Genomic DNA, 18430 nt, shown 5'->3' with positions numbered 1-18430 from the left:
CCGCCGCGTCCCAAATCCCCGAGATCCACTGGCCGTTGCGGATGTGGCGCATCACAGTCATTCCTGCACCCAGCGGCCGGTGCGGTCCACCCCGCACCGGCCGCCACACCAACGGGAGGAACCGACCATGAACGCACGCAGGAGCATCGCCGCCGCGGCCGCCACGGCCGCCCTCGGAGCGGGCCTCGCGCTGGCCGCCCCCGCGGCCCAGGCCGCACCGGCCGCCGGGGCCGGGACGCAGGGCTGGCACATGCTCTTCAACCAGCCGCACGGACCGACCAACAAGTGGTCCACGCCGGACTTCGTGCCCGACCGCGGCAACCTGCACATTGTCTACGGCTGCTACGGACACGACGGCGCCAAGATCAAGGCCGAGATCGTGCGCACCAAGGACCGCAAGGTCGTCGGCCGGAGCAACGGCTCCGACTGGTGCGCCGACGGCGCGGAGAAGCAGGTGGTGACGGGCGACGTGCGCGCCGGCGACGCGTACTACATCCGCCTGCGGATCTCCGGGCCGAAGCACTCCCTGTACGCGAGGGCCTTCGACGCGCACTGAGCCTGATCCGCGGGAAGCGGCGCGCGGCCCGTCCTCTCACGGGGGAGAGGACGGGCCGCCGTCGCGTGCTCATGGCGCCGAGCCGCTCACTGCACCGTGAAGTGGAGTATCCCCGCGAGGAAGGGGATCCTCAGCCACGCGTGCGGCTGGGCCATCAGCGCCAGCAGGACGATCGCCGCGCCCATCCCGCCGTACGTGAGCATGTCCGTGAAGCGGGAGCGCACCGCCAGCCAGCCCACCGACGGCAGCCACCAGCGCAGCGCGGCGCCGCCCAGCATCGCCAGGCCCACCACGAGCGTGCCGACGCGGAACGCGTCGAACGCCACGATCAGCAGGCCCAGCCCCGTGACGCCGAGCACCGCCAGGAGCGGCCACTGCCGGGCCGGGGCGGGGGCGCCGCCGGGCGCGGCGCGGCCGCCGCCCTCGGGGCGCGCGGTGTCGCGGGTGACCCGGGGCGGGCGGCGGGTGAGCCGGCCGGCGGGCCGGTCACCGGCCCCCCGGCGCGGCTCCTTGCCCTCAGTGCTCATCGGCGGCTCCGGCGGCGCGCTCGGCGGCCTCCACGACGTTGACCAGCAGCAGGGCGCGGGTCATCGGGCCCACGCCGCCCGGGTTGGGGGAGATCCAGCCCGCGACCTCGTGCACGCCCGGGTGCACATCGCCGACGATCTTTCCGTTCTCGTCGCGGCTGACGCCGACGTCGAGGACGGCGGCGCCCGGCTTGACGTCCTCGGGCTTGATCAGGTGCGGCACGCCGGCCGCCGCCACGATGATGTCGGCCCGCTTGAGGTGGGCGGCCAGGTCGCGCGTGCCGGTGTGGCACTGGGTGACGGTGGCGTTCTCCGAGCGGCGGGTCAGCAGCAGCGGCATGGGGCGGCCGATGGTCACGCCGCGGCCGACGACGACGACCTCGGCGCCGTTCAGCTCGACGCCGTGCCGGCGCAGGAGCGTGATGATGCCGTTGGGGGTGCAGGGCAGGGGGGCGGGCTCGTTGAGGACGAGCCGGCCGAGGTTGGTCGGGTGCAGCCCGTCGGCGTCCTTGGCCGGGTCCATCAGCTCCAGGACGCGGTTCTCGTCGATGCCGCGGGGCAGCGGCAGCTGGACGATGTAGCCGGTGCAGGCCGGGTCCTCGTTGAGCTCCCGGACGACCGCCTCGATCTCCTCCTGCGTGGCGGTGGCGGGCAGCTCGCGCTGGATCGACGCGATGCCGACCTCGGCGCAGTCGCGGTGCTTGCCCGCGACGTACTTCTGGCTGCCGGGGTCGTCGCCGACCAGGATCGTTCCCAGGCCGGGGGTGACGCCCCGGGCCTTCAGCGCCTCCACGCGGGAGGCCAGTTCGGACTTGATCGCGGCCGCGGCGGCCTTGCCATCGAGAATCTGGGCGGTCATGTTTCCATCCTCGCGGATCGAGTGGCCCCGGTTCCAATCTGCACCAAAGGAACAAAGGCATAGGGCGGTATCAGCTGGACAAAATTCGAATGTCAAATAACGATGATCGGCGTGCCGCGGGCATCGAGCCGGGGGGAAGGCCGCCGAGCCGGCTCACCCGTCGGGCAGCCCGCGTCGTCCCCGCACGACGTCGACGAAGGAATTCCCCGCCATGAGCTTCGGCCAGCCCAACAACCCTTACGGACCCCCGCAGCAGCAGCCGCCCGCGCCGGGCTACGGATACCCGCAGCAGGCTCCCCCGCCGTACGGCGCGTACCCGCAGGCACCCGGCGGCTACCCGATGCCGCAGGGGCCGGTGGCGATGCCGGGCCTCACCAAGGCGGCGAACGTCCTGCTCCTCGTGATCGCCGTCATCCACGTCATCGTGGCGGGCTTCTTCGCGTACGCCGCGAACAAGATCAGCGACGCGGTCCGCGACGCCGGAACGAACGGCACGGTCACCACGGCCCGGGGCGACACGGTCGACGTGGACACCATCGCCGACGTCAGCAAGGGCGTCATCTCCTTCTTCGTGGCACTCGCCGCGATCTTCGCGATCATCGGTTTCGTCCTGGCCCTGCGCTACGCAAAGGGCCGCAACGGCGTGCGCGTCGGCTCGATCGTCTACGCCTCCTTCGGCATCATCAGCGGCATCTTCACGCTGGGCGTCTACGGCCTCGGTCTGATCACCTTCGTCGGTTCCATCCTGGTGATCGTTTTCGCTGCGAAGCGGACGTCGGCGGAATGGTTCCAGCGCCCCCGCTACTGATTCCGTCGGTGCACCGGCCGTAAGGGCCGCGCCCCATTGGGGCGCGGCCCTTACGCGCGTCAGTGGAAGAAGTGGCGGGTGCCGGTGAAGTACATCGTCACGCCCGCCGCCTTCGCGGCCTCCACGACCTGCTCGTCGCGGACCGAGCCGCCCGGCTGGACCACGGCCTTCACGCCCGCGGACGTGAGCACCTCCAGCCCGTCCGGGAAGGGGAAGAACGCGTCCGAGGCGGCGTACGAACCGCGGGCCCGCTCCTCGCCCGCCCGCTGGACGGCCAGCTTCGCGGAGTCCACGCGGTTGACCTGGCCCATGCCCACGCCGACCGTGGCACCGCCCTTGGCCAGCAGGATCGCGTTCGACTTCACCGCGCGGCAGGCCTTCCAGGCGAAGGCCAGCTCGGCCAGCTCCTCGGCGCCGAGCGCCTCGCCGGTGGCGAGCGTCCAGTTCGCCGGGTCGTCGCCACCGGCCTGCAGGCGGTCCTTCTCCTGCAGCAGCAGCCCGCCCTCGACCGGCCGGGCCTCCTTCACCGCGCACGGGGCGTCGGGGCAGCGCAGCACGCGGATGTTCTTCTTGCGGGCGAGGATCTCGACCGCGCCGTCCTCGTAGTCCGGCGCGACGACGACCTCGGTGAAGATCTCCGCGACCTGCTCGGCCATCGCGACGGAGACCGGGCGGTTGACGGCGATCACACCGCCGAACGCCGACAGCGGGTCGCAGGCGTGGGCCTTGCGGTGCGCCTCGGCGACGTCCGCGCCGGTCGCGATGCCGCACGGGTTGGCGTGCTTGATGATCGCGACACAGGGGTCGGCGTGGTCGTACGCCGCCCGGCGCGCGGCCTCGGTGTCGACGTAGTTGTTGTACGACATCTCCTTGCCGTGCAGCTGCTCGGCGGCCGCCAGGCCGGTGCCGCTGCCGTCCGTGTACAGGGCGGCGGGCTGGTGCGGGTTCTCGCCGTAGCGCAGCACGTTCGAGCGGGAGAAGGCGGCGCCCAGGAACTCCGGGAAACCGCTGTCGTCCGCGGCCGCGTAGCCGGTGGCGAACCAGTTGGCCACCGCCACGTCGTACGCGGCCGTGTGCTGGAACGCCTCCGCGGCCAGGCGCTTGCGGGCGGCGAGGTCGAAACCGCCGTCCGCGACGGCCTTGAGCACCTCCGCGTACCGGCCGGGGTTGACCACGACGGCGACCGACGGGTGGTTCTTCGCCGCGGCGCGGACCATCGACGGACCGCCGATGTCGATCTGCTCGACGCACTCGTCCGGGGAGGCACCGGAGGCCACCGTCTCCCGGAACGGGTAGAGGTTGACGACCACCAGCTCGAACGGGGCGACGCCCAGCTCCTCCAGCTGCGCCCGGTGCGCCTCCAGGCGCTGGTCGGCGAGGATGCCGGCGTGCACGCGCGGGTGCAGGGTCTTGACCCGGCCGTCGAGGCACTCCGGGAAACCGGTCAGCTCCTCGACCTTCGTGACGGGCACGCCCGCGGCCGCGATCCGGGCGGCCGTCGAACCGGTGGAGACCAGCTCCACGCCGGCCTCGTGCAGGCCACGGGCCAGCTCCTCCAGCCCGGCCTTGTCGTAGACGCTGACCAGCGCCCGGCGGACGGGCCGCTTCATACCTTCGGCGGTCACTTCGGCGGTCACGGGATCCTTACCTTTCGTCCCTCTATGCGGTAGCCGTCGCGGGCGAGACGCCCCACGACATCGACGAGCAGCGTGCGCTCGACTTCCTTGATCCGCTCGTGCAGCGCGGACTCGTCGTCGTCCTCCCGGACCTCGACCACGCCCTGGGCGATGATCGGGCCCGTGTCGACGCCCTCGTCGACGAAGTGGACCGTGCACCCGGTCACCCGCACGCCGTACGCGAGGGCGTCGCGCACACCGTGGGCGCCGGGAAAACTGGGCAGCAGCGCGGGATGGGTGTTCACGACCCGGCCCGCGAAGCGCGCCAGGAACTCCTTGCCGAGGATCTTCATGAAACCGGCGGAGACCACCAGGTCCGGCTCGTACGCCGCGGTCGCCGCGGTCAGCGCGACGTCCCACGCATCCCGCGAGGAGTACTCCGCCACCGGGCACACGAACGTCGGCAGCCCGGCGCGCTCCGCCCGCTCCAGACCGGCGATCCCCGCACGGTCGGCACCGACCGCCACCACACGGGCGCCGTAGCCCTCGGGATCGGCGGCCACGGCATCGAGCAGCGCTTGCAGGTTCGTGCCCGAACCGGAGACGAGCACGACGACGCGGGCGGGACGTCCAGCAGGGGCGGCCACGGCAGGCCCTTTCTCGCGGGTGCGGGTGCTGCGATTTGTGCGGTCGTACGAAAGCAGGGCACTGCCGGATACGGGGGACCCTACGAAGCCGCCGACCGCCAGCAACGATACCGGCACGCGGAACCGGCCCCACGGGACGGGGGCACGCCCGCCGGGTAGCGTCGGCACGGGACGCGTCGCCGTACGCTCGACGCAGGACGACCATCAAGGGGAAGACACACTCCACATGCCCCACATGCATGAGCGGGACGACGACCGGGACACCCGGGACACCCGGGACAATCCCTTCGCGGCACCGCCGGAGGGCCGGGAGGACCGGCCCTGGCAGCCGCGCCTCCCGTCCGGCGACTCCGACGACTCCGGCTCGGACTCCGGCCCCGGCGAACCCGACCGCGACAAGCAGCAGCCACCCGCGTGGGGCAGCCAGTGGAGCAACCGGCAGCCCGGCCGGCAGGGCGGCGACTTCGGCGGCGGACCCGGCAACGGCCCCGGCGGCCCCGGCGGCCTGCGCTGGGACCCCACCGACCCCGCCCAGCGGCGCGCCCGCTACGCACTCCTCGCCGGCATGTGGGGCTTCTTCTTCGCCCTCTTCAGCATCCCCCAGGTGGCCCTGCTCCTCGGCGCCCTCTCCGTCTACTGGGGCGTCAGCTCCCTGCGCGCCAAACCGAAGCCGCCCGGCCCCGACACCCCGGCGCCCCCACCCGTCCCCGGCGGCCTGCGGCCGCAGACCACGGCGGCGGTGAGCGGACTGGTCACGGGCGGCCTGGCGCTGGCGATCGTGGCGGCGACGTTCGCCTTCCACATCGCGTACCGCGACTACTACACGTGCGTGGACGACGCGCTGACGCAGGCGTCGAAGGCGGCGTGCGAGACGCACTTGCCGAAGCAACTCCGCCCGCTGCTGGACAACCAGGACTGAGCGGTGGGGGGTGGGCCCTGCGGGGCCTTCCCCCACCCCGCCCCTTCCCGAAACCGGGGGCTCCGCCCCCGGACCCCCGGCCCTGCCGGTTTGTGGGCAATCGTTCCGCAGGGCGGAACGGGTGGGCACAAACCGGCCCACCGGGCAGCAACCGGCCCGCTCAGCGCTCCTCCGGGGGGAAATCGGTCATGATGCCGCCGCCCGAATCCTTCAGCTCCGCCCAGCGCCGGCGGCGCTCCGCCTCCCCCGCCGGCCGCACGTGCCGCGTCGAGATCAGCGGCAGCGTCTCCGGCTCGTAGACGACGTCCTCGTCCGGCGCCGGCGGTTTCGCCTCTCCCGGGGCGCGGAAGCCGAACCACCCGAGCAGCGACCGCCACCAGCTCCGCCGCGGCTTCGCGGCCTCCGGCTCCGGCTCGGGCGCCGCATCAGGCATCGGCGCCGCCGGCACCGCCGGCTCCGGTTCGACCGCCAGGCCCAGCAGCCACCCCACCCGCCGCCACCCCTTGAGCACCGGCACCGGTTCCCCTTCCTCGTCCCGCAGTGGCTCGTTGCGCGCTGCGCGGCGGCGCCACCGCACCACCAGTGCCCCGGGTACGCCGATGGCGCCCGACCAGGCCGCCGCCGCGGCCCCCGTGTGCCAGTACAGGGGGCCGAAGGAGGCGAGCGTGCCGTTGCCGATGGCGCCCGACGCCGCGTACGCCAGGACCGTCATCACCGCTCCGCACAGCAGGGCGCCGAGCGCCGCGGTCGCCGCGACGAGTCCGTAGCCCGCCGGTTCGCGGCGCGGTACGGCGCTGCGGGCGAGGGCGATGCCGGCAGCGGCGGCCAGGGCGGCGGCCGCGGCCAGGACGAGCGGGCCGGCCTCGCCGGGCGACGGCAGTGCGGCGAGAAGGGGGAAGCGCGGCAGGAGGGGCCGGTCGGGCGTGGGGTGCAGCGGTGCCACGAGGCTGCCGCCGCCGACGGTGAAGCCGGGCCCGAGCCCGTAGGCCACGGCCCAGATGGCCGCGTTGGGCAGCAGGGCCGCGCTCGCGAGGGCGAGGGCCACCCGTCCCGACCACCGGGGTGCCAGCTGGACGAACGCCTCCTGGGCGGCGCCCGCGTGCAGGGCGAGGGCGCCGCCGACGAGGAGGAGTCCGCCGCCGAGGAGCACTGCCGTCGTGACGGCGGCCGCGCGGACGACGCCGGCGAGGTGGGCCTTGGTGAACCAGCCGCGCAGCCGTCCGGGCACGGTGCGGCGTACGAAGGGCGGGGCGGGCAGTCCGGGCCGGCCGGCGGCCGTCCACACGCCGGCGCCGACGAACGCGCCCGTCACCAGCGGCAGCTGCAGCAGCGCGCTGAGCGCGTCGGGCCGTACGGGGCTGGACCAGGCGTAGACGACGGCGGCGAGGGCCACGAGCAGGTAGCCGCCGGCCATGGCGGTGAAGGCGGCGCGGGGCGGTGGGCCGGGGGTTTCGGGCGGCATGTCCTCGGGCGGTTCGAGGGCGTGCCGGGCGGCGCGGTAGAGCAGGGTGCAGGGCACGAGGGCGCACAGCAGCGGGGTGAGCGCGAGGGGCGCGGCGGGGCCGGGCAGCGTCTCGGTGCGCACGAGGGCGGCGCCGTGGGCCGCCAGCCACAGGTCGGCGGCGATGCGCAGGGCTCCGCCGGGGCCGCTGTCGGGGTAGGGGGAGGTGATCCACATGGCGAGGACGACCATGGCGAAGGCGCCGAGTCCGAGGCCGGCGGCGAGCACTCCGCCGACGAAGGCCGTGCTGGCCGACGTGGCGGCCGTGGCGGGCAGCCGGTACGTCGGTGACGACGTCCCGTGCTCGGCCTGCTCGGCGTAGTGGCTCACAGGGCCATGCTGCCAAGAACGCGGCTTTTGAGCTGGTAGCCGCCTTTTGACCGTCGTGTCGTACGGGCCGTACGGGTCGCACGAGTCGCAGGGGCCGTACGGGTCCCGGGGTACGGGCACGGGCCCGTACCCCCGAGGGGGGACGGGCCCGTGCGGCGTGTCGCTACCGGTGTCAGCCGGCCAGGACGGCGCGCGCCAGGAGGGCGGTCTCGGACGGCGTCTTGCCGACCTTCACGCCCGCGGCCTCGAGGGCCTCCTTCTTGGCCTGCGCGGTGCCGGAGGAGCCGGAGACGATGGCGCCGGCGTGGCCCATGGTCTTGCCCTCGGGCGCGGTGAAGCCGGCCACGTAGCCGACGACCGGCTTGGTGACGTGCTCCTTGATGAAGTCCGCGGCCCGCTCCTCGGCGTCGCCACCGATCTCGCCGATCATGACGATCAGGTCGGTCTCGGGGTCCTCCTGGAACGCCTTGAGGGCGTCGATGTGGGTGGTGCCGATGATCGGGTCACCGCCGATGCCCACGCAGGAGCTGAAGCCGATGTCGCGCAGCTCGTACATCATCTGGTAGGTCAGGGTGCCGGACTTCGACACCAGACCGATGCGGCCGGGCTTGGTGATGTCGGCCGGGATGATGCCCGCGTTGGACTGGCCGGGGCTGATCAGACCCGGGCAGTTGGGGCCGATGATGCGGGTCTTGTTGCCCTTGGCCTGGGCCAGCGCCCAGAACGAGGCGGTGTCGTGGACCGCGACGCCCTCGGTGATGACGACGGCCAGCTCGATCTCGGCCTCGATGGCCTCGACGACGGCGTCCTTGGTGAACTTCTCCGGGACGAAGATGACCGTGACGTCGGCGCCGGTCTTCTCCATGGCCTCCTTGACGGAGCCGAAGACCGGGACCTCGGTGCCGTCGAAGTCGACCGTCGTGCCGGCCTTGCGCGGGTTCACGCCACCGACGATGTTGGTGCCGGAAGCCAGCATGCGCTTGGTGTGCTTCTGGCCCTCGGAGCCGGTCATGCCCTGGACGATGACCTTGGATTCCTTGGTGAGGAAGATAGCCATGTTTCTGGTGACCTCGTCCCTTACTTAGCGGCCAGCTCGGCGGCGCGCTCGGCGGCGCCGTCCATGGTGTCCACCTGCTGCACCAGCGGGTGGTTGGCGTCGGTCAGGATCTTGCGACCCAGCTCCGCGTTGTTGCCGTCGAGGCGCACGACGAGCGGCTTCTCGACCTTCTCGCCCTTGGACTCGAGCAGGGCCAGGGCCTGGACGATGCCGTTGGCGACCGCGTCGCAGGCGGTGATGCCGCCGAAGACGTTGACGAAGACGGACTTGACGTCCGGGTCGCCGAGGATGATCTCCAGGCCGTTGGCCATGACCTCGGCGGAGGCGCCGCCACCGATGTCGAGGAAGTTGGCGGGCTTGACGCCGCCGTGGTTCTCACCGGCGTAGGCGACGACGTCGAGGGTGCTCATGACGAGACCCGCGCCGTTGCCGATGATGCCGACCTGGCCGTCGAGCTTGACGTAGTTCAGGCCCTTGGCCTTGGCCGCGGCCTCCAGCGGGTCGGCGGCGGCCTTGTCCTCGAGCTCCTCGTGCGAGGGCTGGCGGAACGCGGCGTTGGCGTCCAGGGAGACCTTGCCGTCGAGCGCGATGACGCGGCCGTCGGCGACCTTGGCGAGCGGGTTGACCTCGACGAGGAGCGCGTCCTCGGCGACGAAGGTCTTCCACAGGGTCACGAGGACCTCGGCGACCTGCTCGGCGACCTCGGCCGGGAAGGCGGCCTGCGCGACGATCTCGCGGGCCTTGTCGATCGTGACGCCCTCGTTGGCGTCGACCGGCACCTTGGCGAGCTTCTCGGGGGTCGTGGCCGCGACCTCCTCGATGTCCATGCCGCCGGCGACCGACGCCATGGCAAGGAAGGTGCGGTTGGTGCGGTCGAGGAGGTACGAGACGTAGTACTCCTCGGCGATCTCCGGAGCGGTCTCGGCGATCATGACCTTGTGAACCGTGTGGCCCTTGATGTCCATGCCGAGGATGTCCGTCGCGCGGGCGACGGCCTCGTCCGGGGTGGCGGCCAGCTTCACGCCGCCGGCCTTGCCGCGGCCGCCGACCTTCACCTGAGCCTTGACGACCGAACGGCCGCCCAGACGCTCAGTGGCCTCGCGCGCCGCCTCAGGCGTGTCGATGACTTCACCGGCCAGCACCGGTACACCGTGCTTGGCGAAGAGGTCCCTCGCCTGGTACTCGAACAGGTCCACGCGCGTCCGTCCCTTTTCTGGATATCGCGGTTCGTTGTCTGCGCGGGCGTGCCGCGGGGCAGCGTGAGGACGCGATCTATTACGAGGGCGGCACACGTTCACCGTTGACGCGGCATGTCCGTCTCGCAGGTTATCCCCGCGGGAGGGCGACCCCTAAATCGCAGGTCACACTCCGGCCGTGATTACGCTCACAGCATGCTGCGATCACCCGTCGGCGTGATCAGCCGGCCGGGCGCCCCGCCGGCACCGGCAGCGGACGCTTCTCCAGCGCCGCCGCCATCACCTCCGGGAACAGGTCGGGCGTACAGGCGAAGGCCGGGACGCCCAGCGCCGCCAGGGCCGCCGCGTGCTCGTGGTCGTACGCCGGCGCCCCCTCGTCCGACAGCGCCAGCAGCGCCACGAACTGCACGCCCGACGCCTTCATCGCCGCCACCCGCTTGAGCATGCCGCCGCGCATCCCGCCCTCGTACAGATCACTGATCAGGACCACGACCGTGTCCGCCGGGCGGGTGATGCGGGACTGGCAGTGGGCCAGCGCCCGGTCGATGTCGGTGCCGCCGCCCAGCTGCGTGCCGAAGAGCACGTCCACCGGGTCGGCCAGCTGGTCGGTCAGATCCACGACGGACGTGTCGAAGACCACCAGCCGGGTGTCGAGGGAGCGCATCGACGCCAGGACGGCGCCGAAGACGGAGGCGTACACGACGGAGGGAGCCATCGAAGCGGACTGGTCGACGCACAGAACCACCTCCTTGCGCACCGCCCGCGCGGCCCGGCCGTGGCCGACGAGCCGCTCGGGGACGACCGTGCCGTACTCGGGCAGATAGTTCTTGAGGTTGGCACGGATGGTGCGGTTCCAGTCGATGTCGCGGTGCCGCGGCCGGCTGGTGCGGGCCGACCGCTCCAGCGCGCCGGCGAGGGTCGCCCGGGTGCGCTGCGTCAGCCGCGCCTCCAGCTCGCGGACGACCTTGCCGACGACGGCCCGGGCGGTCGCCCGCACGCGCTCCGGCATCGCCTTGTTCAGCGACAGCAGCGTGCCCACGAGGTGGACGTCCGCCTCGACGGCCTCCAGCATCTCCGGCTCCAGGAGCAGCGTCGACAGCCCCAGGCGGTCGATGGCATCACGCTGCATCACCCGGACGACGGAGGCGGGGAAGTACGTACGGATGTCCCCCAGCCACCGGACCACGCGCGGCGCGGAGCCCCCGAGCCCCGCACCGCCACCGCCGTAGACGGCCTCCAGCGTGCGATCGACGGCCACGTCCTGCGACTGCAGCCCGGCCCCGGTGCCGTCCTGCTCCCCACCGAGCACCAACCGCCAGCGGCGCAGCCGCTCGGCGACGGGGTCGGGGCTCCCCTGACTGTTCTGACTGTCGGCGGTCATGCGGATGCCCTTTCGGTGTCGGATGCGGCCCCGGCCGGCCCGGTGGGGGTGGGCAGGCCCAGGAGCAGGCGCAGGGTCGGCAGGACCGCGGTTGCGCGGGCGGGATCCCGGGTGGGGGCGAAGCCCGGTGGTGCGGAGGCGGACGGGGCGGGGGCGGCGGCGCCGTGGCGCAGGCGGGTGCCCAGGGCCCGGCGCATGCCCGGGTCGAAGGCCGCGAACGTGCGGCGCAGCAGTGGCAGGACGGCCGGGAAGGCGTCCGGCGCAACGCCCGTGAGCCAGGTGTCGACCAGGCCCAGCAGGCGCTGGTCGTGCAGCAGGAGCATGCCGCCGGAGGCGCCGGTGCCGACGAAGCCCTCGATCCAGGCGGCGGCCTCGGCCGGGTCCGTACCGGGTGAGAGGGCCAGGCCCATGAGGCGGGCGGCGCGCTCCTCCTCCAGCCGGCCGTCGTCGAGCAGCAGCCGCGCGGCCCGGCCGCGGATGCCGCCGGGCAGCTCGTTGCGCCCGGCGAGCGTGGCGAGGACGGCCGACCACCGCTCCCGCATGCCGCCGTCACCGGCCCCGGCCCCGGCCCGCAGGCCGACCGCCTGGTGGACGGCGTCGACGTGGCCGCGCATGCCGGCCGCGGCGTCCGCGTCGAGGCCCGAGCAGGCGGCCGGGAGTCCGACGAAGACGCGCTCCGCCAGGCCCGCGGCCACCCCGGCCAGGGCGGCGGTGTCCGTGCGGCGCACGTCCCCGTAGCGGACGGCGCGTACGAGGGCGGGCAGGGCCTGCGCCAGGTGGCCGACGTCGGAGTCGAGGGCGGCGAGGTCGGCGAGGGCGCGCATGACGTCGGGCAGGGCGTCGCCGAGCCCGGCGAGCAGGCACTGCTCGGCGAGGGTGGTGACGTCGGCGAGGGCGGTGGCCTCCCCGGCCGCGGCGACGGCCCGGGCCGTCGCCGCGCCCTCCACCGTGGTGCCCCAGGCGGACGCCTCGGCGAGCCGCACGGACAGCTCGGGCTCCCAGCACAGCCGCCACGGCTCCTTGAAGGTGCCGAGCCCGCCGCGGGAGCGGACCGGTTCGCCCCAGGCGACGCCGAGGAGCCGCAGGCGGTGCAGCAGCCGGCTGCGGGCGGCGTCGGTGTCCTTGCGCAGGTCGAGGTCGACGTCGCGGGCGGCCGCCTCGGGCTTGAGCCGCAGGCTGCGCTGCAGTGCGGCGAGGTCGCGCTGCAGGGGCGAGGCGGGTGCGGCAGCGGGGACCTCGCCCAAGTCGTCGCCGACGACGAGCCGGTCGCCGATCAGGGCGAGCGGGACGTCGGAGCCCTCGCACATCACGGCCCGCACGGCGTCCACGGTCTCGCCCAGCCCGGGCAGGGGACGGCCGCGCACGGCCGCGAGGGTCTGCGCGAGCCGTACGGCCTCGATGACGTGCGCGGAGGAGACGGGATGGTCCTCGGCGCGCAGCAGCCGGGCGACGGCGGTCATCCAGCGCTCCACCGGCCGGTCGGGGGCCTCGAAGAGGTGGGCGTACCAGCCGGGGGAGGCGATGCCGGCGCCGTAGCCGCTGCGCCGGGCGAGCCGGCGGTGGGTCCAGGGCACCCAGCTCAGCTCCGTCCTGACCTTGGGCAGCCCCTTGAGCAGCTGCCGGTCGGCGGTGACGGTGTGCTTCCCGGTGAGGGCGGGCACGTGCCAGGCGCCGCACACGACGGCGATGCCGTCGCCGAATGCGCGGCGGGCACGGCGCAGTTCGAGGCGCATGTACGCCTCGCGCCGGGCGTCGCGCCCGCCGGTGGCGGCCGCGCCCAGGCTCGCCCGCAGTGCGCCCATGGCCTCGGCGACGGCATGGAAGGGGTCGGGGAAGGGGTCGTGGGAGGGATCGTCGTCGCGGCGGTGCTCGACGACGTCCTCCCACCACTGCTCGGGGTCGTCGTGACCGGCGGCCGCGGCGAGCAACGCCAGCGGGTCGTGCCCGGCCTGCTCGCCGTCGTCCTGCTCCCCCAGGGCCAGGGTGTGCGCGGCGGGAAGGTCGATGAAACGGACGGGCACCCGGTGGTCGAGGGCCCAGCGGATGGCGACCCACTCGGGCGAGAAGCGTGCGAAGGGCCAGAAGGCGGACCGGCCGGGGTCGCCGGCGACATGGGCGAGCAGGGCGACCGGCGGACGCATCTGCGGATCGGCGGCGTGGTGGACGAGGGCGTCGGCCTCCGGCGGTCCCTCGACCAGCACGGCGGCCGGCCGCAGCCGCTCCAGGGCCGCGCGCACCGCCCGGGCGGAGCCCGGGCCGTGGTGGCGCACCCCCAGCAGCGCGGGCCCGGTCACGCACTCACCTCGCGGCAGGCGCGGTAGAAGTCCTTCCAGCCGGCGCGCTCGCGTACGACCGTCTCCAGGTACTCCTGCCAGACGACGCGGTCCGCCGCCGGGTCGCGGACGACCGCGCCGAGGACGCCGGCGGCCACGTCGCCGGCGCGCAGCACGCCGTCCCCGAAGTGCGCGGCCAGCGCGAGGCCGCCGGTGACGACGGAGATGGCCTCGGCCGTCGACAGCGTGCCGGAGGGCGACTTGAGTCTGGTGCGGCCGTCGGCGGTCACCCCGTCGCGCAGTTCGCGGAAGACCGTCACCACGCGCCGGATCTCCTCGACGGCGTCCGGCGCGGCGGGCAGCTCGAGCGAGCGGCCGATCTGGTCGACGCGGCGGGCGACGATGCCGACCTCTTCCTCGGCGGTGGCGGGCAGCGGCAGGACGACGGTGTTGAAGCGGCGGCGCAGCGCGCTGGAGAGGTCGTTGACGCCGCGGTCGCGGTCGTTGGCGGTGGCGATGAGGTTGAAGCCGCGCACGGCCTGCACCTCCTGGCCCAGCTCGGGAATGGGCAGGGTCTTCTCGGACAGGATCGTGATGAGCGTGTCCTGCACGTCGGCCGGGATGCGGGTGAGCTCCTCGATGCGGGCGGTCGTGCCCTGGGCCATGGCGCGCATGACGGGACTGGGCACGAGGGCCTCGCGGCCGGGGCCGTGGGAGAGCAGCCTGGCGTAGTCCCAGCCGTAGCGGACGGCCTCCTCCGCCGTGCCTGCGGTGCCCTGCACCAGCAGGGTGGAGTCGCCGCTGACGGCGGCGGCCAGGTGCTCCGACACCCACGTCTTGGCGGTGCCGGGCACGCCCAGGAGCAGCAGCGCCCGGTCGGTGGCGAGCGTGGTGACGGCCACCTCGACGACGCGGCGCGGGCCGACGTACTTCGGCGTGATCACGGTGCCGTCGGGCAGCGTGCCGCCGAGCAGGTAGGTGGCGACGGCCCACGGCGACAGCCTCCACCGCGCGGGCCTGGGACGGTCGTCGGCCGCGGCGAGGGCCTTCAGCTCGCCGGCGAAGGCGTCCTCGGCGTGCGGTCGCAGGGCCTGGGTCTCGGTTCCGGGCACGGTCACGGATGTCCCCCTCGTCGTGCGCTTCCGGGATGTGCGACCACCCTGCACCCACCCACTGACAATCGCCCTGACCTGCGGTTCCGGGCGGTTGTCAGTGGGGGGTCCTAGCGTCGTGGACATGAATCCGCAGGGGGAGCGCAGGACGGCGGAACAGGTGCTGGCACTGGCACCTGACGCGGCATCACGGGCGGCCGGCGACCGGCTCGGGCGGCCCGGCCCGTGGTCGGGGACGGGCAGGCGTACGAGCGCGGTGTGGGGGTGGTGCGAGGGCAGCGGCAGCACGCCGTACCGGACGGTGGTGGACCTGGGAGGGACGAACTTCCAGTGCAGTTGCCCCAGCCGCAAGACACCATGCAAACACGCGCTCGGGCTGCTGCTGTTGTGGTCCCGGCAGCCGGCCGAGGTGCCGGAGGCGGAGGCGGCGGCCGTGCCGGACTGGGTCGGTCAGTGGCTGGCGCGGCGGCGGCGCGCCGAGCGGCGTACACAGCGGATCGCGGCGGGGGCCGTCGAGTTGGAGCAGCGACTGACCGACCTCCTGCAGGGCGGACTCGCCGCCGCGGAAGGCGCGGGCTACGGGCAGTGGGACGAGACGGCGGCCCGCATGGTCGACGCCCAGGCCCCGGGCCTGGCCGCCCGCGTACGCGACCTGGCGGGCATCGGCGCGGCCCGGGCCTCACACATGCTGGAGGAATGCGCCCTCCTGCACACGCTGAACCAGGGCTTCCTGCGGGTGGACGAGCTCCCGCCCGCCCTGGCCGCGACCGTCCGCTCCCGCGTCGGCCTCCCGGCCAACACCACCGGACCGCCCGTGCGGGACCACTGGCTCGTCCTCGCCCAGCGCGACAGCGACGACGGACGCCTGACGACACGGCGCATCTGGCTGCGGGGGCGTAAGACGGGACGCATGGCGCTGCTGCTCGCGTACGGCGGGGGCGGGCGGCCCGTCGAACTGACGCTGCCCGTCGGGCTGGAGATCGATGCGGAGCTGGCGTTCTACGCGGGGGCGCGGCCGCTGCGGGCCGCATTGGGGCCTTCCTATGACGCCCCGGCACCGGCGGCGGCTCCGCCGCCGGGATCCGGCATCGCGGATGCGCTGCGGGTGTACGGCGAGGTGCTGGCGGACGACCCGTGGGTGGAGGGGTGGCCGGTGGTGCTGGAGGGGGTGGTGCCGGTCCCTCCGGGGGGTGCGGAGGAGGGGTGGCAGCTGGCCGATCCGGCGGCCGGGGAGGCGGTGCCCGTACCGGGCGACGACGGGGGCCTGTGGCACCTGGCAGCGGTCTCCGGGGGCCGCCCGGTCCGGGTGTTCGGCGAGTGCGGCCACCGCGGGTTCGCACCGCTGGGCGTGTGGGCTGCGGAGGAGCTGCTGCCGCTGTGAGGGCTGCCGCGGGGTGGTACTGCCCGGTGGGCCGGTTTGTGCCCACCCGTTCCGCCCAGCGGAACGATTGCCCACAAACCGGCGGGTGCCGAATTCAGCCCGTCCGGCGATTGAGGACACCGGGCGGAGCCCGGTCCCGGGGGTGCTAGGGGGCGGAGCCCCGCTAGGAGACGGGGAGAGGGCGGGGCTGGGGAACGGCTCGCCGCAGGCGTACCGGCAACACACCACAGGAGGAGCCATGACCGCACACTGGGACGAGCTCGTCGCCACCGCACTGCTCGGCACCGACCGCAAAGGCGGCGACCCCGTCGCCCTGCTCGACGAAGCCGCCGTCCGCACCGTGCAGCACAGAGCCGCCCTGCAACCCGGCATCCCCCGCCCCCTCCCCCCGCCCGCCGGCGACGATCCCCGCCCCGGTCTGCCGCCCGCCGCCCGCCGGCGCCTGGCCTCGCTGCTCGCCGGCGGCACCCGGCACGGCGGCGCGCCGGATCTGACCGAGTTGCTGCCGCAGTGGCTGGCCGCCGCCAACCGGCACGGTTACCGGGCGCCCGAGGAGTTGCTGCCCACGCTGCTGGAGGTGGCGCGTGCCCGCAGCGACCTGCGTCCGGAGGCGCTCGTCCTCGGCGGCCCCCGGGCCCTGTGGCTGGCGCGGCTCAATCCGCAGTGGAAGTACGCGCTGCGTGCGCACGGGGCGGTGCCGGAGGGCGAGGAGGAGCGGCAGCGCACGTGGGAGGAGGGGCTGTTCGCCGAGCGGGTGGCGGTGCTCACCGCGCTGCGGCGCAGGGATGCCGCCGCGGGCCGGGAGCTGCTGGCGGGGAGCTGGGCGCAGGAGCGTGCCGAGGACCGGTTGCTGTTCCTCGATGCCCTGCGCGAGGGTCTCGGCCCGGACGACGAGCCGTTCCTGGAGGCGGCGCTGGCGGACCGCAGCCGCAATGTCAGGGCGGCCGCGGCGGAGTTGCTGTGCACCCTGCCCGGTTCGGCGCTCACGGCGCGCATGGCGGAGCGGGCCCGGTCCTGCGTGGCCCTGGACCGTACGGCGGGCAGCGGGCCGCGGATCGTGGTGGAGGCTCCGCACGAGTGCGACCGGGCGATGGAGCGGGACGGGGTGGTGGCGAAGCCGCCGTCCGGTCGCGGGGAGCGGTCGTGGTGGCTGGGTCAGCTGGTGGAGGCGGCGCCGCTGGCGGTGTGGTGCGAGCGGTTGGGGGTGGGCGGCCCGGAGGAGGCGGTGGCGCTGCCGGTGGCGGACGGCTGGCAGCCGGAGCTGCACGCGGCGTGGGCGCGGGCGGCGGTGCGGCAGCAGGACGCGCGGTGGGCGAGGGCGCTGCTGGGCCCGCCGGCCGCGCCGCCGGAGCCGCCGGGTGCGGCGTGGCTGGATCCGGCGAGGTTGTTGTCGGCGCTGCCGGCGGGGGAACGAGCGCAGTGGGTGGCGCGGTTCGTGGCGGCGAACGGCCTGGCGGACTCGTTCCGGCTGCTGGGGGCGTGTGCGGTGCCGTGGGCCGAGCCGCTGGGGGCGGCCGTGGTGGACGCGCTGGACGCCGCGCGGGACGCCGGCGGCTATCCGTGGAGCTTCAGCGGGGTGATGGGCATGGCGGAGCGCTGTCTGGACCCGGCCCAGGCGGACCGGCTGGCGGCCCTGGAGCTGCTGCCGCGGCAGCCCGAGGCCGGCAGTGCGCCGGGGTACTGGGCGGAGGCGTTCCAGCGGCTGATGGGCACGCTGCGCCTCCGCGCCACGATGCTGGCGGAGCTCGCCGGACGACCCGGGTGACCCGGGTGACCCAAGCGACCCGGGCGGCCCGTCAGGCCTCGGCGGCCTGGCGGACGTTGGCGTTGACCCACTCGACGATCGCGGTGGTGGTCGCGCCGGGCGTGAAGATCTCGGCGACGCCGATCCGCTTGAGCGGGGGGATGTCCTCGTCGGGGATGATGCCGCCGCCGAAGACCTTGATGTCCTCCGCGTCCCGCTCCTTGAGGAGCTCTATCACCTTGGCGAAGAGGGTGTTGTGGGCGCCGGAGAGGATGGACAGGCCGATGGCGTCGGCGTCCTCCTGGATCGCGGTGTCGACGATCTGCTCGGGGGTCTGGTGGAGCCCGGTGTAGATGACCTCCATGCCGGCGTCGCGCAGCGCACGCGCGATGACCTTGGCCCCGCGATCGTGGCCGTCGAGGCCCGGCTTGGCCACCACCACGCGGATCGGACCGGTCACTCCCATCACTGCCTCCATGTGAACGAACGTTACGTCCAGCATCCCGCACCCGGTCGTTTCGCG

At 74.1% G+C, this 18430-nt stretch carries 16 protein-coding genes; 5 read left to right on the top strand and 11 right to left on the bottom strand.

Features of this window, described 5'->3' with window-relative positions; translation table 11 throughout:
- The first annotated feature begins 127 nt into the window (after positions 1-127).
- Positions 128-556 (top strand): hypothetical protein, encoded by a 429-nt coding sequence (locus ABD361_RS01420; protein ID WP_344432721.1) that lies wholly within the window; start codon positions 128-130, stop codon positions 554-556.
- Positions 557-642: 86 nt separating this feature from the next.
- Here the strand turns inward: ABD361_RS01420 and ABD361_RS01415 are convergent, their stop codons facing one another.
- Both ABD361_RS01415 and ABD361_RS01410 read right to left on the bottom strand, forming a co-directional pair.
- Positions 643-1083 carry a DUF3017 domain-containing protein gene (locus ABD361_RS01415; RefSeq protein WP_344432720.1) on the bottom strand — a complete coding sequence of 147 codons (441 nt, stop codon included), beginning with the start codon at positions 1081-1083 and terminating at the stop codon, positions 643-645.
- On the bottom strand, positions 1073-1942 hold the full coding sequence (locus ABD361_RS01410) for a bifunctional methylenetetrahydrofolate dehydrogenase/methenyltetrahydrofolate cyclohydrolase (RefSeq protein WP_344432719.1): 870 nt from the start codon (positions 1940-1942) through the stop codon (positions 1073-1075). The genes ABD361_RS01415 and ABD361_RS01410 overlap by 11 nt, the downstream gene beginning before the upstream one ends.
- Positions 1943-2153: 211 nt before the next feature.
- On the opposite strand from ABD361_RS01410, the gene ABD361_RS01405 reads away from it, so the two are divergent.
- Complete coding sequence (locus ABD361_RS01405; protein ID WP_344432718.1) at positions 2154-2750, top strand: hypothetical protein; 597 nt, start codon at positions 2154-2156, stop codon at positions 2748-2750.
- A gap of 59 nt (positions 2751-2809) precedes the next feature.
- On the opposite strand, the gene purH is transcribed toward ABD361_RS01405, so the two are convergent.
- Complete coding sequence (gene purH / locus ABD361_RS01400) at positions 2810-4360, bottom strand: bifunctional phosphoribosylaminoimidazolecarboxamide formyltransferase/IMP cyclohydrolase (protein ID WP_344432877.1); 1551 nt, start codon at positions 4358-4360, stop codon at positions 2810-2812.
- A gap of 23 nt (positions 4361-4383) precedes the next feature.
- Positions 4384-5013 (bottom strand): phosphoribosylglycinamide formyltransferase, encoded by a 630-nt coding sequence (gene purN, locus ABD361_RS01395; RefSeq protein ID WP_344432717.1) that lies wholly within the window; start codon positions 5011-5013, stop codon positions 4384-4386.
- A 226-nt stretch (positions 5014-5239) separates the two neighbouring features.
- Here purN and ABD361_RS01390 point away from each other — a divergent pair, with 226 nt between their 5' ends.
- A complete protein-coding gene (locus ABD361_RS01390) occupies positions 5240-5932 on the top strand; it encodes a hypothetical protein (RefSeq protein WP_344432716.1) in 693 nt (230 codons plus the stop codon).
- 160 nt (positions 5933-6092) lie between these two features.
- Here the strand turns inward: ABD361_RS01390 and ABD361_RS01385 are convergent, their stop codons facing one another.
- The 6 genes from ABD361_RS01385 to ABD361_RS01360 form a co-directional block, all read right to left on the bottom strand.
- Positions 6093-7763 carry a cell division protein PerM gene (locus tag ABD361_RS01385; RefSeq protein ID WP_344432715.1) on the bottom strand — a complete coding sequence of 557 codons (1671 nt, stop codon included), beginning with the start codon at positions 7761-7763 and terminating at the stop codon, positions 6093-6095.
- Positions 7764-7935: 172 nt separating this feature from the next.
- Positions 7936-8820 (bottom strand): succinate--CoA ligase subunit alpha, encoded by an 885-nt coding sequence (gene sucD, locus ABD361_RS01380; protein WP_344432714.1) that lies wholly within the window; start codon positions 8818-8820, stop codon positions 7936-7938.
- 20 nt (positions 8821-8840) lie between these two features.
- Positions 8841-10016 (bottom strand): ADP-forming succinate--CoA ligase subunit beta, encoded by a 1176-nt coding sequence (sucC, locus tag ABD361_RS01375; protein WP_344432713.1) that lies wholly within the window; start codon positions 10014-10016, stop codon positions 8841-8843.
- Between the two features lie 220 nt (positions 10017-10236).
- Positions 10237-11397, bottom strand: a complete 1161-nt coding sequence (locus tag ABD361_RS01370) for a VWA domain-containing protein (protein ID WP_344432712.1) — start codon at positions 11395-11397, stop codon at positions 10237-10239.
- On the bottom strand, positions 11394-13691 hold the full coding sequence (locus tag ABD361_RS01365; protein ID WP_344432711.1) for a DUF5682 family protein: 2298 nt from the start codon (positions 13689-13691) through the stop codon (positions 11394-11396). The genes ABD361_RS01370 and ABD361_RS01365 overlap by 4 nt, the downstream gene beginning before the upstream one ends.
- Complete coding sequence (locus ABD361_RS01360) at positions 13688-14788, bottom strand: ATP-binding protein (protein WP_344432710.1); 1101 nt, start codon at positions 14786-14788, stop codon at positions 13688-13690. Before ABD361_RS01360 ends, ABD361_RS01365 begins: the two co-directional genes overlap by 4 nt.
- A 118-nt stretch (positions 14789-14906) precedes the next feature.
- On the opposite strand from ABD361_RS01360, the gene ABD361_RS01355 reads away from it, so the two are divergent.
- Positions 14907-16163, top strand: a complete 1257-nt coding sequence (locus ABD361_RS01355; RefSeq protein WP_344432709.1) for an SWIM zinc finger family protein — start codon at positions 14907-14909, stop codon at positions 16161-16163.
- Positions 16164-16401: 238 nt separating this feature from the next.
- A complete protein-coding gene (locus ABD361_RS01350; protein WP_344432708.1) occupies positions 16402-17928 on the top strand; it encodes a DUF5691 domain-containing protein in 1527 nt (508 codons plus the stop codon).
- Positions 17929-17959: 31 nt separating this feature from the next.
- On the opposite strand, the gene icmB is transcribed toward ABD361_RS01350, so the two are convergent.
- A complete protein-coding gene (icmB, locus tag ABD361_RS01345) occupies positions 17960-18373 on the bottom strand; it encodes a coenzyme B12-dependent isobutyryl CoA mutase small subunit (RefSeq protein WP_344432707.1) in 414 nt (137 codons plus the stop codon).
- Between the last annotated feature and the right edge of the window lie 57 nt (positions 18374-18430).

Source organism: Streptomyces luteosporeus (assembly GCF_039532865.1).
In the GTDB taxonomy this organism is placed as follows: Bacteria; Actinomycetota; Actinomycetes; order Streptomycetales; family Streptomycetaceae; genus Streptomyces; species Streptomyces luteosporeus.
This window is presented reverse-complemented; position numbering and strand designations above follow the sequence as displayed.

Bases quoted from the DNA above. Each gene is read 5' to 3' on its own strand.
- ABD361_RS01420 (WP_344432721.1), top strand. From the start codon at position 128: ATGAACGCACGCAGGAGCATCGCCGCCGCGGCCGCCACGGCCGCCCTC.
- ABD361_RS01415 (WP_344432720.1), bottom strand. From the start codon at position 1,083: ATGAGCACTGAGGGCAAGGAGCCGCGCCGGGGGGCCGGTGACCGGCCC.
- ABD361_RS01410 (WP_344432719.1), bottom strand. From the start codon at position 1,942: ATGACCGCCCAGATTCTCGATGGCAAGGCCGCCGCGGCCGCGATCAAG.
- ABD361_RS01405 (WP_344432718.1), top strand. From the start codon at position 2,154: ATGAGCTTCGGCCAGCCCAACAACCCTTACGGACCCCCGCAGCAGCAG.
- purH (WP_344432877.1), bottom strand. From the start codon at position 4,360: ATGAAGCGGCCCGTCCGCCGGGCGCTGGTCAGCGTCTACGACAAGGCC.
- ABD361_RS01390 (WP_344432716.1), top strand. From the start codon at position 5,240: ATGCCCCACATGCATGAGCGGGACGACGACCGGGACACCCGGGACACC.
- sucD (WP_344432714.1), bottom strand. From the start codon at position 8,820: ATGGCTATCTTCCTCACCAAGGAATCCAAGGTCATCGTCCAGGGCATG.
- ABD361_RS01370 (WP_344432712.1), bottom strand. From the start codon at position 11,397: ATGACCGCCGACAGTCAGAACAGTCAGGGGAGCCCCGACCCCGTCGCC.
- ABD361_RS01355 (WP_344432709.1), top strand. From the start codon at position 14,907: ATGAATCCGCAGGGGGAGCGCAGGACGGCGGAACAGGTGCTGGCACTG.
- ABD361_RS01350 (WP_344432708.1), top strand. From the start codon at position 16,402: ATGACCGCACACTGGGACGAGCTCGTCGCCACCGCACTGCTCGGCACC.
- icmB (WP_344432707.1), bottom strand. From the start codon at position 18,373: ATGGGAGTGACCGGTCCGATCCGCGTGGTGGTGGCCAAGCCGGGCCTC.